This window comes from Ruegeria sp. C6 (genome assembly GCF_056537625.1).
This window is the reverse complement of record NZ_JBQFRW010000002.1, coordinates 166,253-181,150: the sequence shown is the minus strand read 5'-3', so window position 1 is coordinate 181,150 and position 14,898 is coordinate 166,253. Positions and strand designations below refer to the sequence as shown.

Here is a 14,898-nt window from a genome sequence, read left to right as displayed (position 1 = left end):
CATGACCGATCCTCGCAAGAATACCCGCGATATCTATCCGCCCACCGGCCCCGAACTGAACGCAAAAAGCTGGGTGACCGAAGCGCCGTTGCGGATGATGATGAATAACCTGCATCCGGATGTGGCCGAAAACCCGCACGAGCTGGTGGTTTATGGCGGCATCGGTCGCGCGGCGCGGACATGGAACGATTTCGACCGGATCGTCGCAGGGCTGAAAGATCTGGAAGAGGATGAAACCCTGATCGTCCAGTCGGGCAAACCGGTGGCGATCATCCGCACCCATAAGGATGCGCCTCGGGTTCTGATCGCCAACTCAAACATCGTGCCTCATTGGGCCAATTGGGATCACTTCAACGAGCTCGATAAGAAGGGGCTGATGATGTACGGCCAGATGACGGCCGGTTCGTGGATCTATATCGGTACGCAGGGCATCGTACAGGGCACCTACGAAACCTTTGCCGAGGCTGGCCGTCAGCACTATGGCGGCGACTTGACTGGCAAGTGGATTCTGACCGGCGGTCTGGGCGGCATGGGTGGCGCACAGCCTCTGGCGGCAGTGTTCGCCGGGGCCAGTTGTTTGGCGGTCGAGTGCAATCCGGATTCTATCGATTTCCGCCTGCGCACCAACTATCTGGACGAAAAAGCCGAGACTCTCGACGAAGCGCTTGAGATGATCGACCGCTGGACCAAGGCGGGCGAGGCGAAATCTGTGGGTCTGCTAGGCAATGCGGCTGAGGTGTTCCCCGAAATTTATGCGCGGATGCAGGCCGGTGGCATGCGCCCCGATATCGTCACTGACCAAACCAGCGCCCATGACCCGATCAATGGGTATCTGCCGATTGGCTGGAGCATGGCGCAGTGGAAGGACAAGCGCGAAACTGATCCTAAAGCGGTTGAAAAGGCCGCCCGTGCCTCGATGAAACAGCATGTCGCTGCAATGGTCGATTTCTGGGACGCGGGCGTTCCGACGCTGGATTACGGCAACAACATCCGTCAGGTGGCGCAGGATGAAGGCTTGGAGAATGCCTTTGCCTTCCCCGGCTTTGTGCCCGCCTATATCCGGCCGCTGTTCTGCAAGGGCATCGGCCCGTTCCGCTGGTGTGCATTGTCGGGTGACCCCGAGGATATCTACAAGACCGACGCCAAGATGAAGGAGCTGTTCCCTGAGAACGAGCATCTGCATCGTTGGCTGGATATGGCGCAGGAACGCATTGCGTTTCAGGGTCTGCCCGCACGTATATGCTGGATCGGCCTTGGAGATCGCCACCGCGCGGGGTTGGCCTTCAACGAAATGGTTGCCAATGGCGAGTTGAAAGCGCCTGTTGTCATTGGGCGTGATCATTTGGACTCGGGCTCGGTCGCCAGCCCGAACCGCGAGACCGAGGCGATGCTGGACGGCTCGGACGCAGTATCGGATTGGCCGCTGTTGAACGCTCTGATCAATACGGCCAGCGGTGCGACCTGGGTCTCGCTGCATCACGGCGGCGGCGTTGGTATGGGCTTCAGCCAGCACGCGGGTGTTGTGATCTGCGCCGATGGGACCGATGATGCCGCGCGGCGATTGGAGCGTGTTCTGTGGAACGATCCCGCCTCGGGGGTCTGGCGTCACGCAGATGCGGGGTATGAGATCGCGAAAGACTGCGCTCGCGAACATGGGCTGCGCCTGCCGGGTATTCTGGGTTAGATCAATCTGCCTCTGGTGAAAATGCTGCACCTGCGATATCCCGCAGGTGCGCTAATCGGAGGCCTGATATGTATGTAGCTACTCTGCTGACCAACCCTGCGGCCCCTTCTTTAGAGGCGACGCTGGTTGAGTCGTTGCGGAATGCATGGGGCGGGGGTGATGCGAACTGGCTGAGCCTCGATGAGGCGGCCGAGTTTTCCCTGCCAGAAACTCCCGACAATCGCTGGGACGTCTGGGGCGAGTTGCAACAGATGGGCGTGGATCTGGTCGTGCAAAAAGCCGACGGTCGCCGGAAAAAGATGCTGCTGGCCGATATGGACAGCACCATGATCCAACAGGAATGCATCGATGAACTGGCTGATGAGGCTGGTGTCGGTGATCGGGTCAAGGATATCACCGCGCGTGCAATGAACGGCGAGCTGGATTTCGAAGGTGCGCTGACTGAGCGTGTGGGCTTATTGAAAGGGCTGGATGAAAGCGTGATCGGCAAGGTTCTGAATGAACGGATCACGCTGATGCCCGGCGGCAAGGCGTTACTTGCCACGATGCGCGCGAATGGGGTCTATGCAGCGCTGGTCTCGGGTGGGTTCACGGCTTTTACAGCTAAGGTCGCCGAAGAGCTTGGGTTTGATGAGAACCGGGCGAATACATTGCTGGCTGAGGATGGCAAGCTTACCGGCGACGTGAAGCGGCCCATTCTTGGGCGACAGGCCAAAATAGAGGCATTGGAGCAGATCACAACACGCCTAGGTATCTCCGAGGTTGACGTGATTGCCGTTGGCGATGGAGCGAATGATCTGGGAATGTTGGGTCGGGCGGGGACGGGTGTCGCGTTGCACGCCAAGCCTTCGGTCGCTGCCGAATGTGATGTCCGCATAAATCACGGCGATCTGACAGCGTTGTTGTATTTGCAGGGCTATGGCAGGTCAGAATTTCAAGGCCTCTAAGGGGCTTCCTTTAATTTAACTATTGTGTTAAATAAAGCCATGAATACGCTTCTGGTCACATTCTCCGCTTTGTCTGATGCCACTCGGTTCTCGATTGTCGAGCAACTGATGGACGAAGGCGAACTGCCCGTCGGTAATTTGATAGAAGGCAAGGGCATGTCAGGGGCCGCGATCTCGCGCCATTTGAAGGTTTTGCGCGAGGCCGGGTTGGTGCAGCAGCGGGTACACGGCACGCAACGGATGTACTCGGTGCAGCCCGAGGGTCTGCGCGCGATAGCCGAATGGACGATTTCGAAACGACATTTCTGGGAAAGCAGCCTCGACCGTTTGGAAGAGCTTATTGAAAGGGAAAATTCATGGCCGACCTGAAACTGGAACGAGATTTTCCCGTTAGTCCCGAGGTCCTGTTCGCATGGGTCAGCGATGGTGCGAAACTTCTGCAGTGGTGGGGGCCCGAAGGGTTGCATGTACCGGAACATGATCTCGACTTTTCGCGCATTGGTCCCTGGTATTCGGTTATGCAGAATGGCGAGGGTCAGCAGTTCAAAGTCTCGGGTCACGTTACCCATATCGATCGACCAAAATCTGTTGGATTTACGTGGGCTTGGCATGACGATCAGGACCAGCGCGGTGCGGAAAGCCATGTGACCTTTTCGGTTACCGCGACCAACAGCGGATCACGGCTGGTGGTTGATCACCGTGAACTTGTCGATGCCGAGTCGGCCACGAACCACAACGAAGGCTGGACATCGTCGCTGCGCAAACTCGAAGCACTTTGCAAATAGGTTTTCATCAGGGAGGAGCGATATGCCCCAATATTTGTTTGTTTATCACGGGGGTCACACCCCAACCGATCCCGCCGAGATCGAGGCGACCATGGCCGCTTGGGGCGCTTGGTTTCAGGAAATCGGCGGCTCATTAGAGATTCCGGGAAATCCTGTAGGCCAGTCCTACACGGTCAGCAGTGGTGGGATCGAAGACAATGGTGGTGCAAACCCGGCCTCGGGTTTCACGGTGGTCAAGGCTGATAGCATTGACGCCGCAACCGAGATGGCCAAGGGTTGCCCGATGGTTGTGAACGGCTCGGGTTCGGTCGAGGTGGCCGAGGTCCACGAGATCGAGATGTAATCCTCAGCCGGGGAAGCCCGGTGCAGGTTTGATAGCGCCGCATTCCAGCCCACGACGGCTGTATTGCGTGGCGTTCATGAATTTGCGAGTGGCCGGGTGATCGGCCTCTAGCACATCTAAATGCACTAGAATCGCGGCGATGGCGCATTCGCTGGCGCGGGTAGTGCCGTCAGTGATTTTTAGCGCAACGCCCATGCGCTTTTCCGGGATGATGGCAACAAAGACGGCCTCGGCCCCTGTCTTGATTGCAACGCGCCCGTTCATCGCTCGCATCAACTCGGTACAAGCGCGAGTTTCACCTGCGACAAGTTCGGGATGTTTCACCATTGCTTCTGTGAGCTGTACCGCTGCTTCGCTGGAGCGGTCCGAACGGTCTGCCGCAGAGGCAAACCAGGCCATTGATCGCGCAAGTCCCGCCAGAGACGTCGCAAAATTCGGCGCCGAGCACCCGTCGATTCCGTAGGTGGGACTGGTTTCGCTTGTGGTTTCTTCGATGGCAGACAGGCAGGCCTGCTGAACAGGATGATCTATTTCCAAGTATTCCGGCCCGGCCCCCATATGCTGCGTCAAAGTCAGGAAACCGCAATGCTTGCCTGAGCAATTGTTGTGAATCTGGCAAGGCGTGTCATCTGCCAGTATCAGCCCGTCGCGGGCCGCCATGTCCTGCGGTTCCTGCGGGCCACAGCGCAAGTCAGGCTCGGACAGACCGAGGTGATCCAGCCAGGCAGAAACACGATCCGTATGGATTTGTGCACCATTGTGCGAAGCACAAGCCAGAGCCAGATGCTGGCTGTTCAAACCGTATTTTGCAGCCGCACCCGAGGTGATCAGCGGCAGGGCCTGGATCATTTTGGCCGAGGAGCGGGGATAGATCACCGCGTTTGGATCACCCCAGCTGCGCACGATCTGACCACTATCGTCACAGATCACTGCATGGCCCATATGCAGGCTTTCCAACAGTGACCCGCGCCAGAGTTCTGTCATTGGTACGGCTTGTGTCATGTCCACCCCATCAATCATGCGCAAAAATCTGCCAATCGCCCTTTCGCCTGTGGCGAAACCTGCGTTAGTGTGTGTATGTCGACAATCATCGGAATACGCAACTGAACAGACGAACCGGCAGAGTTCGCACGTATTTCCGATGGGTATGAGGTAATAGGTCGGGCTAGGAGGCTGAACCGATGGGATTAAAGCTCGTCCGCGTAATCGCGGGCCTGTGCATGGCAGGAATGGCGACAACGGCAATTGCGCAGCAGGCGACCAGTACCAATCGCGTCGCTGCAAAAACGGACTGGAGCGTGTTTGTCGAGGACGACCCAACCGAATGCTGGAGCGTTTCTGCCCCGAAAGAGACCGTGAACACACGCGGTGGCCGGGTCGTTTCCGTTCGGCGCAGCGATATCCTGCTGTTCGTGTTCTATCGCCCGAATGCCGAAGTTAAAGGGCAGGTGACCTTTACCGGCGGATATCCGTTTGCGTCTGGTTCCACCGTCAATCTGGTTGTCGATGGCAGCGAGTTCGAGCTGTTCACCGATGGTGAGTGGGCATGGCCTGCGACCGCCTCGGACGATGCCAAGATCGTCACAGCGATGAAGCGCGGAAGTGAGGCGGTGCTGACCGCCCGTTCGGAACGTGGTACGCAGACCAAAGACACCTTCTCGTTGCTGGGCTTTACGGCCGCGATTGAAGACGCGGAAACGCGCTGCACGAACTAAGCCACAAGCAGATCAAATTCCGAAACCCCGCTTTCCGGCGGGGTTTTATTTGTTTGGTCTGATCCTGTGTGTTTTCAGAAATTTACGCCACGTAGAGCGGTGTTTCTTGATCCGTGTCAAAGCCTGCTTCCCCGTTTTCTGAACTAATAAGTTCAGAATTTGTTGAGGAGTCGGCAATGAACGTAAACAAAAACCTGGCAGTGCTCTTGATGGCGTCTGCGGTGATCCTTGCAGGTTGTGAGAAAGGATCGGAAACCTATCCGATAACGGGTGAGCAATGTGGTCCGGAAGATCCCGTAAAGACCCTGGATGCAGAAGATTGCTACATCCCGCCCGCAGTAAACTAACAACAATGGGCCGCTTAAGTTTCTGCTTTAGTGGCCCATCTTGATTGGGCGCGCATCTTGATCTGTGATAGACAGATATCTCTGTCTGGAGGATTGATGGATGCGATGGGCGTTTGTTTTTTTGATGTTTCCGATATCCGCAATTGCGGATCCAACTATGGAGTGTATTGACGCCGGTTCGCAGGTGGAAATTGGATCTTGTGTTTCGAATATGGAATTGCGGGTAAACACTGCGATAGACTCCAGCTATTCGCTGGCGCTCGGCTCCGCACAAGAACTGGACGAGGTCACCGGACGGGTCGTCGCTGTGCCTGCGCTGGAGGCCTCGCAAAACGCGTGGGTGGCCTATCGCGATGCGCAGTGCGAAGCGGTAGGTGCTTCGTTCGGCGGAGGATCGGGTACGGGGATCGCCATCACAGCCTGTCGGGTTGACCTTGGCCGGGCGCGAGTTGACGAATTGTTGCGTTACGCAAATTGAAGCACGAATTCTTTTGATCTTTACGTGTGTTCCTATATAGAGGCGCATCCCAAGCCAGAATCCACCGAGATACGCCAATGTCGCCCAAAGCGCCGATCACTCAAGACGTCATGACCATCCCCCGCAAACTGCCCGAGGGGAAGATGAACCTTGTCGGTTTGACCCGCGATCGATTGCGTGAGGCGCTAATTGAACACGGCACGCCCGAAAAGCAGGCGAAGATGCGCACGGGGCAGATTTGGCAATGGATCTACCAATGGGGTGTGCGTGATTTTGGTGAGATGACCAATCTGGCCAAGGCCTATCGCACGCAACTGGCCGAGCAGTTCGTAATCGAAATCCCCGAAGTCGTGACCCGTCAGGTTTCAGAGGACGGCACCCGCAAGTATCTGTGCCGCATCGCGGGCGGGCATGAGGTTGAGGTTGTCTATATCCCTGAAGATGATCGCGGAACTCTATGCATCTCATCTCAGGTGGGCTGTACGCTGACTTGTTCCTTCTGCCACACGGGCACGCAGAAATTGGTGCGCAACCTGACAGCGGCCGAAATTGTCGGGCAGGTCATGATGGCGCGTGACGATCTTGAGGAATGGCCAACACCGGGTGCGCCCAAAGATGAAACACGCCTGCTGTCAAATATCGTGCTGATGGGTATGGGCGAGCCGCTTTACAACTTTGAAAACGTCCGTGACGCAATGAAGATCGCGATGGACCCCGAGGGGATTTCTCTGTCACGTCGCCGCATCACGCTTTCGACCTCGGGTGTGGTACCCGAGATCGCGCGCACGGCTGAAGAAATTGGATGCCTATTGGCGATCTCGTTCCACGCTACCACTGATGAAACTCGCGACGTACTTGTTCCGATCAACAAGCGCTGGAATATCGAGGAACTGCTGCAGGCCTTGGCCAGCTATCCCAACGCCTCGAATTCTGAACGGATCACGTTCGAATACGTGATGCTGGATGGCGTGAACGACAGCGACGAAGACGCACATCGCCTGATCGCACATATCAAGCGCCATAACATTCCGGCCAAGATCAACCTGATCCCGTTCAACGAATGGCCGGGCGCGCCCTACAAGCGCAGCTCGAACAATCGTATCCGCGCCTTTGCGAACATCATCTATCAGGCGGGCTATGCCTCACCCATCCGCAAAACACGGGGTGAGGATATCATGGCGGCCTGTGGCCAGTTAAAATCGGCCACCGAACGGGCCCGGAAATCGCGAAAGCAGATCGAGGCTGAAGCCGGGCTAACCCGTTAAGGGCATGGGCCGTGGCTTCACGCGAAAAACTTAATGAATTGAGTGCTGTTTCCTTGTTCAAAATTTGGTATCTTCGGCGCAGACCCGCTCTGGATGGGGAACTCACCGACAGACACAAGGTGGTGAGATTGCCGGGGTGGTGCTGGTAACACCAATTAAGGCCGCTACCATTTTTCTGAAGCAAAGCGGCATTTAGGCGAACTGATCAGTCAGGGAGGCCACAATATGATTGTAAGTCACCGGCAAGTCTTGGGTATCGCGGCTGTTGTGGCGATCTCGGGATTTGTTCTCCACGCGGCATCTGCTCAGACCAAAGATCAGGATGCGCATTTGGCGATTGAAAACCCAGCCGATCTGACCAAGGAGCAAGCGCAGAAACACTATCAGTCATTGATACGACGCATGTCGCGGGGTTATGCGGCGGCACAGATGGACTTGATCCGAAACTATCAGAACTGGCCTTTGTTCAACGATTCGCCCTACATCTCGGCCACGCATGGGCAGCGCTATGTCAACAGCTATGCGAACCGCATGGCCCACAACTACGGCACATTGCAAGAAGGCGAAGAGCTGCCTGCAGGCTCGGTCCTGGCCAAAGACAGTATGACTGTCACAGATGAGGGCAATATCCATCCCGGTGCCCTGTTCGTGATGGAGAAACTGCCAGAAGGCACCAACCCGGAAACAGCCGACTGGCGTTATATCATGGTGATGCCGGACGGTTCGCTGTTCGGTGATACGATGGGCTTTCGCGCGTCAGAGGTCGATTACTGCCATGTCTGCCACGAGGCCGTCGCGGACCGGGACTATACGTTTTACGTACCCGAAGAGTATCGTGTCGCAGAGTGATCTTCAGGCCGCAGGATAAGGCAGCTTCAGCTCAGTCGCTTCCTGACGGCTCAGCTGCTCACCCTGTTTGCGTTTGTATAGGACCTCGCGGGCGAGCGCGTATTTCTCATCCTGCCAGAAGATCAAACAGCCGTTGCAGCCTTTGCCGCAACATCCCTCGGTTCCGATACGATTGGTTTTGAAGCGGCGCTCATTGCCGTCTTCGCCGATTTTCTCGACCAGATCGTCACGGCGGCGGGCATAGGCCTTGGGGTTATTGCGACCGGTAGTTTCCAGCCCCTGAACCAGCTTGTCAAACCGAATGCGACTCCAGTGTTCGTCGGTCAGGGCACGTTCTTTGCGCAGGACGGAGTAGACCGGGAAACGGGTGCGCAGATCGTCGATATCCTCGTGATCGAACAGGGTGAAGGGAAGGCGGATGATGGTTTTGGTACTGCCATGCAAAACGTCCAGCCGCGCCCCATCATGAGCGCGTTCAAAGTCATAGACCCGCAGCAGAACCGTCTCGCGCGAAATCGGAGAGACGAAATCCAATACATCCCCCGGTTCCAGCTTGTTTTTTACCTCGACCAGAAAGGCATCCTCGGTCACCTCGGTGACGATCCCGGCATATTCCCACTGCGCAATCGAGGCTGTGTGTTCGTAATCATGTGCATAATTGGTCAGGCGGCCTTCGTGGAAAGCCAGCGTGTAGCCGCGGTTCCCGACTGTTTCGAGTTCACGCATATAGGGCTTCGAGTCCCAGTTCTCGGGGTCGGCGTGATAGTCGTCGATGGCCATACGATAGGCGCGCGCGACGATGGCGGCATAGTATTCCGATTTGCCGCGCCCTTCGACTTTCAGACTGTCGACACCGATCTTCAAGTATTCATCCAGCTTGGGCATGATGCACAGGTCGCGGGAATTGAGGATGTAGGATCCCCGATCATCCTCTTCGATGGGCATCAAATCACCGGGGCGACAGCCTTCTTCCAGCAGGAATTCGAATAGGTCGGCGTTTTCATCGGTAATGCGCAGCTCCTGATGCGTGCCATCTTTGAGGCGCAGTTTCAGGCCATAGTTCCAGCGGCAGGAATTGGCGCAGTTGCCCTGATTGGCCCCGCGTTCGGCCATGAAGTTCGACAGTAGGCAGCGGCCCGAATAGGTCATGCACATGGCCCCGTGCACAAACGCCTCAAGCTTGATATCGGGGCATTTCTCGCGAATCTCGACCAATTCGGGGTATGAGACTTCGCGGGCCAGAACCACAAGCTCGGCCCCCTGATCCTGCCAGAACTTCACCGACAACCACGAACAGATATTGGCTTGCGTCGAGATATGCAGCGGCAGTTCCGGCGCGCGTTCGCGGACGTATTGGAACACTCCGGGGTCGGCGATTATCAGCCCGTCAGGTTTCACCGTGCGGACAGTGTCGATGTATTCGTCCAGCTTCGGAATGTCCTTATTGTGCGAGAACAGGTTCAGCGTCAGGTACGCGCGCCGGCCATGGTTGTGGCAGAACTCGACTCCCTCTATCACCTCTTCCAGCGAGAACTCGGACTTTGTCCGCAGCGACATATCCGGTGTGCCCAGATAGACCGCATCCGCGCCATAGAGGATGGCGAGTTTCAACTTACGCAGATTGCCCGCAGGCATCAGCAATTCGGATCTGGACTGGGTCATGGGGATACCGGGCTAAGGATCAAGGGCGCCTTCTACGCCAAAATCCCGGCTCCCAAAACCCCGTTAACTGCGACGGAATCGCGCTGTTCCGATCACTTCGATCAGTTGTTGGCGAACCGGTTCCGGTTGCGCCTCGACCGCGTTCAAAACCTCGCGCAGTTCGGCGCGCAGCCCATGCATCTGGTCGATCAGAGAGATCATCATCGACAGGGCATCGGCCTCCATGTCGTACTGGTCATGCAGTTCGCATGCCAGTTCTAGCCGGGCAACGTCGATGCGCTGATATCGCAGACCTTGCTCCGATTGCTCGGGGATCACGATCTCAGCGGCCAGATATTCGGTCAGGCGATCCGAAGTCAGGCGGGCGATGGCGTCGATCAGTTCGGCTTCGGTCAATGTGCGGCTCATGACGGCATTCCTTTGCGCGGATCATAGCCGTGGGTTTCGCGCCATGTCTCCATGAAGTGCTTCAATTCATCGTCTACCTTGTCTGGCATTGCGACGGTCAGTTCTATGAACTGATCGCCCCGCTCGGACGAGCCGCGTTTCTTGACCCCTTTGCCACGCAGGCGCAGGGTTTTGCCGCTGCTGGTCCCCGCTGGGACACTGACATTGACGCCACCGTCGATGGTAGGGGCGGGAACCTTGCCACCCAGAACGGCCTCATCAATGGTGATGGGCAGCGTGATGTGGATGTCATCGCCCTGACGGTCGAACACCGGGTGATCCGCAACCGAGATCGTCACAAGCGCATCGCCGGGATGCCCATCACCGTACCCCGGGGCCCCTTTGCCACGCAGGCGGATGGTTTGCCCGGTCGTGATACCCGCAGGTATCTTCACTTCAATCCGGTTCCCATCTGGCAGGGTCAATTTCTGGCTGGCTCCAAAAACGGCGTCAAGAAAGCTGATCTGCAGCGAGTAGTTCAGGTTGTGGCCCGGTGCATGGAACTCTTGGCTCCGCTGGCCATATCCACCCCGCCCGCGCATGAATTCGGCAAAGATGTCGGACATATCGTCTTGTTCAGCCGCGTGACCGCGATAAGGGTTACCAGCAGCCTCGGCATATTCGCGATAATACTGCTGCTGCGGACGTTCCTGACCCGACGCATCAATTTCGCCATTGTCGTAGCGTTTGCGCGTCTCGGAGTCTTTCAGCAGGTCATAAGCAGCAGCAGCGGCTTTGAACTTGGCCTCTGCCTCGGCATCGCCCGGCTTGAGGTCCGGGTGGCATTCTTTGGCGATCTTCCGATAGGCTTTCTTGATCTCGGCATCGCTAGCGTCTTTGGCGACGCCAAGTACGGAATAGGGATCGTCGCTCATCTTGCCTCTCGTCGATGTGGGGTTTGGCCTTGATGAAGGTATTTTATCAATTGATTTCAACAGGTCAAAAAGAAGAGGCGGCTAAATTGTCTCGTAAATCTTTCAAGCTCTGCTAATATTAAGATGTTTCAGATTGATCATTGACGGAGATCACCCCATGACGCGCAGGCTCAAATCGGTGCTGGCATTGCTGGCTGGGAACGCCATCGGGCTGCTTTTGGCCAGTTTGCTGCTGTCAGAGTTTGCGATCCGACCGATTTCCTTCATCGTGGTGGTAGTCGTGTTCACCCTGGTCCAGGTGATAGCCGAACCGCTGATCCTGAAGCTGGGGGAAAAGAAGGCGCCGGCGCTGAAGGGCGGAATTGCCTTGATCGTAACCTTTGTTGGCCTTCTGGTCACCGATCTGATTACTTCCGGTCTGACCATTGGCGGTATCTCAAATCTGTTGGCCGCAACCTTGCTGGTATGGTTGGGCGCTCTGATCGGCAGTATTGTGCTGCCGATCTACGTGTTTCCCGAACTGCGCGACCCTAAGAAATAGTCATATCGCGTCTAAACTGGCCTCGATGGCCTGCCACAACTCGTCCACCGGTTCGCACCCCACGGACAGGCGGATGAAAGCAGGATCGACAGCATCCCCCCAACGGGCGCGCCGCTCGGCTGAACTGTGGACGCCGCCGAAGGATGTAGCCGGACGCAGCAGTGGGCAGCTATTGATGAACTGTTCGGCTTTGGTCTCGGTCTCAAGCGTGATGCTTAGCAGAAACCCGAAGCGCGTGGTTTGAGCCGTCGCCAATGTGTGCGCCGGATCATCGGTCAGTCCGGGATAGCGGATCTGTTTCACGGCCGGGTGCGCCGCCAGCCGTTCAGCCAGTATTTGTGCTGAGCTACACATCCGATCAAACCGCACATCCAGAGTCTCCAAACCCCGATGTAGCAACCACGCTTCATGTGGCCCCGGGATCGCACCGGAGACGCGGCGCCATTCCTCAACTCGCTCCATGATTTGCGGATTGCGGCTGGCTAAATGACCCATCAACAGGTCCGAATGCCCACCCATCGCTTTGGTGTCTGAACTCACAACCACATCGACGCCAAGGTTCAATGGGCGCTGACCCAGTGGGGTCATCGTTGTGTTGTCGGCGATGGTGATGCCGCCGGCCTCGCGCACGGCCTCGGCGATTACTGGCAGATCAAGCATGTCCAGACCGGGGTTCGAGGGGCTTTCTAGAAACACCACATCGAATTCATCAAAGCCACCTTCGGCAAAGTCGGTGGTTGGGCGTTCGATAACCGAGACGCCCAGATTTGACAGGAACCGATCAGCCAAAAGGCGCGTCACATAATACCCGTCGGACGGGATCAGAAGCCGCGACCCGGCTTGGACCGTCGCAAACAAGGCCGCCGAAATCGCACCCATACCCGAAGGAAAGCTGAGGCAGGGTGCATCTTCGAGATGCGACAGAACGTGTTCCAGATGCACCCAGGTCGGGTTATCGACCCGGCCATAGCTGGCATGCCCATCCGGCGCGCCGGGCAGATGGTACATGCTGCTTTGGGTCAACGGCAGGGCCACAGGCTCGCCCTTGTTCAGCGCATTCCCGCGCAGGTGCAACATTTCTCCGGTCTTCGGGCTCATGGCTCAGCGCCCCGGTATTTCATCGCGTGGGGGCGCGGGTTCCCAGTTCTCGATGATCTCGACTGCCTCTTGCGCAGTGTCGACAAAACGGAACAGGTCAAGATCCTCGTCCGAGATCGTGCCCGCATCGGCCAGCGCTTCCCAGTTGATAACCTTTTCCCAGAACTCACGCCCGAACAGCAGGAAAGGGACGCGGTCCATGCGGCCGGTCTGGATCAAAGTCAGGGATTCGAAGAGCTCATCCATGGTGCCGAAGCCGCCGGGGAAGATGGTGATGGCGCGAGCGCGCATAAGGAAGTGCATCTTGCGGATGGCGAAATAGTGGAAATTGAAGCTGAGATCAGGCGTCACGTATAGGTTCGGAGCCTGCTCGTGCGGAAGCACGATGTTCAGGCCGATCGAACACCCGCCTGCATCCTGTGCACCACGGTTGCCCGCTTCCATCACGCCGGGGCCGCCACCCGTGACGATCACGTTCTCGCGGTAACCTGTCCGATTTGACTTCTCGGTCATCAGACGCGCAAACTCACGCGCTTCATCGTAGTATTTCGACAGCCCGGCCAAGGTCTCGGTCCGCGCCGTGTGTTTCTGGGTCGGCTCCGGAATGCGCGCGCCACCGAACATGACGATGGTCGAGGTGATCTCACGCTCGGTCATGATCATCTCGGGCTTCAACAGCTCCAGTTGCAGCCGCACGGGGCGCAGCTCATCCCGGCACAGGAAGTCATCATCAGCGAAGGCAAGGCGATAGGCCGAAGACCGCGTCTGCGGGGTATCTGGTACCTCGCTTGCGGTCGAGCGGTCGGTCTGTGCGTCGCGAAAGGGGCTGAGGCGATCTTCTCTCATATGCGGGGTTCCCTGCTTGCGTGTTTCCAAAACAGCTATAGGGTTCGCGGGCAGAGTGCCAGTCACGGAAAGACAAGAATGGATTGGAAAAGTGAAATATTGGCAGCGCGGGACCGCATTGCCGGACACGCACAGGTCACGCCAGTGATGGAAAGCCAAATTCCGGGCTATCCGGTTGAAATGAAACTTGAACATATGCAGCACACCGGCAGCTTCAAAGCGCGCGGGGCGTTCAATACCCTGCTCAGCATGGATGTGCCTGCGGCAGGCGTCGTGGCGGCTTCCGGTGGCAACCACGGTGCGGCAGCGGCTTATGCCGCGCAATCACTGAGCTACCCAGCGAAGATTTTTGTGCCCGAACTTGCAGGTCCCTCCAAGATTGCGCTGATCAAGCGGATCGGGGCTGATCTGAGTGTTGTTTCGGGTGAATACGCCAATGCACTGACCATGGCGCAGGCGCATGAGGAAAGCACCGGCGCCATGCAAATCCACGCCTATGATGCGCCAGCGACGGTGGCAGGGCAAGGGACATGTTTTGCTGAATGGGACGCGCAGGGCTTGCAGGCGGACACAGTATTGGTGGCCGTGGGCGGCGGTGGGCTGATTGCCGGAGCTTTGGCATGGTTTCAGGGTGCGCGCAAAGTCGTGGCGGTCGAACCGGAAACCTCTTGCGCGCTGAATGCGGCGTTGGCTGCGGGCGAACCGGTTGATGTTTCCGTTTCGGGCATTGCAGCGAACGCACTGGGCGCACGGAGAATTGGTGAGATTTGCTTTGGGCTGGCCCAAGGTATGAGTTCGGTTCTGGTTTCTGATGATGCGATAGCGCAAGCCCAGAATACTCTGTGGCAGACGCATCGAATACTGGTTGAACCAGCAGGGGCTGCTGCGCTTGCCGCACTGATTTCGGGCGCTTACCAGCCGGAGCCGGGTGAGCGTGTCGCAATGCTGATTTGCGGCGGGAACATCGCGCCAGATCCGCTAACGGGTTGAGAATGCGGCTTGTAGATGTTGTTCAT

Annotated in this window: 18 protein-coding genes; 12 read left to right on the top strand and 6 right to left on the bottom strand. The window is 57.3% G+C overall.

The window, feature by feature from the left end; all coding sequences use genetic code 11:
• Position 1 precedes the first annotated feature (1 nt).
• The 5 genes from hutU (at position 2) to ACR0MJ_RS08490 (ending at position 3,759) form a co-directional block, all read left to right on the top strand.
• Entirely contained in the window at positions 2 to 1,684 is a 1,683-nt protein-coding gene (hutU, locus tag ACR0MJ_RS08510; protein ID WP_480760553.1) for a urocanate hydratase, read from the top strand.
• 68 nt (positions 1,685 to 1,752) lie between these two features.
• Positions 1,753 to 2,631 carry a phosphoserine phosphatase SerB gene (gene serB, locus ACR0MJ_RS08505; RefSeq protein ID WP_480760551.1) on the top strand — a complete coding sequence of 293 codons (879 nt, stop codon included), beginning with the start codon at positions 1,753 to 1,755 and terminating at the stop codon, positions 2,629 to 2,631.
• 39 nt (positions 2,632 to 2,670) lie between these two features.
• Positions 2,671 to 3,000: a metalloregulator ArsR/SmtB family transcription factor gene (locus ACR0MJ_RS08500; RefSeq protein WP_170399088.1), complete on the top strand. Its 330-nt coding sequence runs from the start codon at positions 2,671 to 2,673 to the stop codon at positions 2,998 to 3,000.
• Complete coding sequence (locus tag ACR0MJ_RS08495; protein ID WP_170399086.1) at positions 2,988 to 3,416, top strand: SRPBCC family protein; 429 nt, start codon at positions 2,988 to 2,990, stop codon at positions 3,414 to 3,416. Before ACR0MJ_RS08500 ends, ACR0MJ_RS08495 begins: the two co-directional genes overlap by 13 nt.
• 22 nt (positions 3,417 to 3,438) lie before the next feature.
• On the top strand, positions 3,439 to 3,759 hold the full coding sequence (locus ACR0MJ_RS08490) for a YciI family protein (protein ID WP_170399083.1): 321 nt from the start codon (positions 3,439 to 3,441) through the stop codon (positions 3,757 to 3,759).
• Positions 3,760 to 3,762: 3 nt separating this feature from the next.
• Here ACR0MJ_RS08490 and ACR0MJ_RS08485 read toward each other — a convergent pair whose 3' ends face one another.
• The gene (locus tag ACR0MJ_RS08485; RefSeq protein ID WP_170625748.1) at positions 3,763 to 4,761 is read right to left on the bottom strand and encodes an asparaginase; all 999 of its coding nucleotides are present in this window, start codon (positions 4,759 to 4,761) and stop codon (positions 3,763 to 3,765) included.
• A 179-nt stretch (positions 4,762 to 4,940) separates the two neighbouring features.
• Here ACR0MJ_RS08485 and ACR0MJ_RS08480 point away from each other — a divergent pair, with 179 nt between their 5' ends.
• The 5 genes from ACR0MJ_RS08480 to ACR0MJ_RS08460 all read left to right on the top strand — a co-directional run bounded on the left by ACR0MJ_RS08480 (position 4,941) and on the right by ACR0MJ_RS08460 (position 8,413).
• A complete protein-coding gene (locus ACR0MJ_RS08480) occupies positions 4,941 to 5,474 on the top strand; it encodes an invasion associated locus B family protein (protein WP_170399079.1) in 534 nt (177 codons plus the stop codon).
• Between the two features lie 176 nt (positions 5,475 to 5,650).
• Positions 5,651 to 5,821: a hypothetical protein gene (locus tag ACR0MJ_RS08475; protein ID WP_170625749.1), complete on the top strand. Its 171-nt coding sequence runs from the start codon at positions 5,651 to 5,653 to the stop codon at positions 5,819 to 5,821.
• A 157-nt stretch (positions 5,822 to 5,978) separates the two neighbouring features.
• Positions 5,979 to 6,299, top strand: coding sequence for a lysozyme inhibitor LprI family protein (locus tag ACR0MJ_RS08470; RefSeq protein WP_170406843.1), 321 nt, complete (start codon positions 5,979 to 5,981; stop codon positions 6,297 to 6,299).
• Positions 6,300 to 6,376: 77 nt separating this feature from the next.
• Positions 6,377 to 7,564, top strand: coding sequence for a dual-specificity RNA methyltransferase RlmN (gene rlmN / locus ACR0MJ_RS08465; RefSeq protein WP_480760544.1), 1,188 nt, complete (start codon positions 6,377 to 6,379; stop codon positions 7,562 to 7,564).
• Between the two features lie 225 nt (positions 7,565 to 7,789).
• On the top strand, positions 7,790 to 8,413 hold the full coding sequence (locus tag ACR0MJ_RS08460) for a cytochrome P460 family protein (protein WP_480760539.1): 624 nt from the start codon (positions 7,790 to 7,792) through the stop codon (positions 8,411 to 8,413).
• A gap of 3 nt (positions 8,414 to 8,416) precedes the next feature.
• Here ACR0MJ_RS08460 and ACR0MJ_RS08455 read toward each other — a convergent pair whose 3' ends face one another.
• The 3 genes from ACR0MJ_RS08455 to ACR0MJ_RS08445 all read right to left on the bottom strand — a co-directional run bounded on the left by ACR0MJ_RS08455 (position 8,417) and on the right by ACR0MJ_RS08445 (position 11,397).
• Complete coding sequence (locus ACR0MJ_RS08455; RefSeq protein ID WP_480760536.1) at positions 8,417 to 10,075, bottom strand: U32 family peptidase; 1,659 nt, start codon at positions 10,073 to 10,075, stop codon at positions 8,417 to 8,419.
• Positions 10,076 to 10,138: 63 nt separating this feature from the next.
• A complete protein-coding gene (locus ACR0MJ_RS08450) occupies positions 10,139 to 10,483 on the bottom strand; it encodes a hypothetical protein (RefSeq protein WP_170406831.1) in 345 nt (114 codons plus the stop codon).
• Positions 10,480 to 11,397, bottom strand: coding sequence for a DnaJ C-terminal domain-containing protein (locus tag ACR0MJ_RS08445; protein WP_480760533.1), 918 nt, complete (start codon positions 11,395 to 11,397; stop codon positions 10,480 to 10,482). The genes ACR0MJ_RS08450 and ACR0MJ_RS08445 overlap by 4 nt, the downstream gene beginning before the upstream one ends.
• 157 nt (positions 11,398 to 11,554) lie before the next feature.
• On the opposite strand from ACR0MJ_RS08445, the gene ACR0MJ_RS08440 reads away from it, so the two are divergent.
• Entirely contained in the window at positions 11,555 to 11,938 is a 384-nt protein-coding gene (locus tag ACR0MJ_RS08440; RefSeq protein WP_170399056.1) for a hypothetical protein, read from the top strand.
• Here ACR0MJ_RS08440 and ACR0MJ_RS08435 read toward each other — a convergent pair whose 3' ends face one another.
• Positions 11,939 to 13,036, bottom strand: coding sequence for a cystathionine gamma-lyase (locus ACR0MJ_RS08435; RefSeq protein ID WP_480760529.1), 1,098 nt, complete (start codon positions 13,034 to 13,036; stop codon positions 11,939 to 11,941).
• 3 nt (positions 13,037 to 13,039) lie between these two features.
• Positions 13,040 to 13,882 (bottom strand): LOG family protein, encoded by an 843-nt coding sequence (locus tag ACR0MJ_RS08430; RefSeq protein ID WP_480760527.1) that lies wholly within the window; start codon positions 13,880 to 13,882, stop codon positions 13,040 to 13,042.
• A gap of 78 nt (positions 13,883 to 13,960) precedes the next feature.
• Here ACR0MJ_RS08430 and ACR0MJ_RS08425 point away from each other — a divergent pair, with 78 nt between their 5' ends.
• Positions 13,961 to 14,872 (top strand): threonine/serine dehydratase, encoded by a 912-nt coding sequence (locus ACR0MJ_RS08425; protein WP_480760525.1) that lies wholly within the window; start codon positions 13,961 to 13,963, stop codon positions 14,870 to 14,872.
• Positions 14,873 to 14,898: the final 26 nt, after the last annotated feature.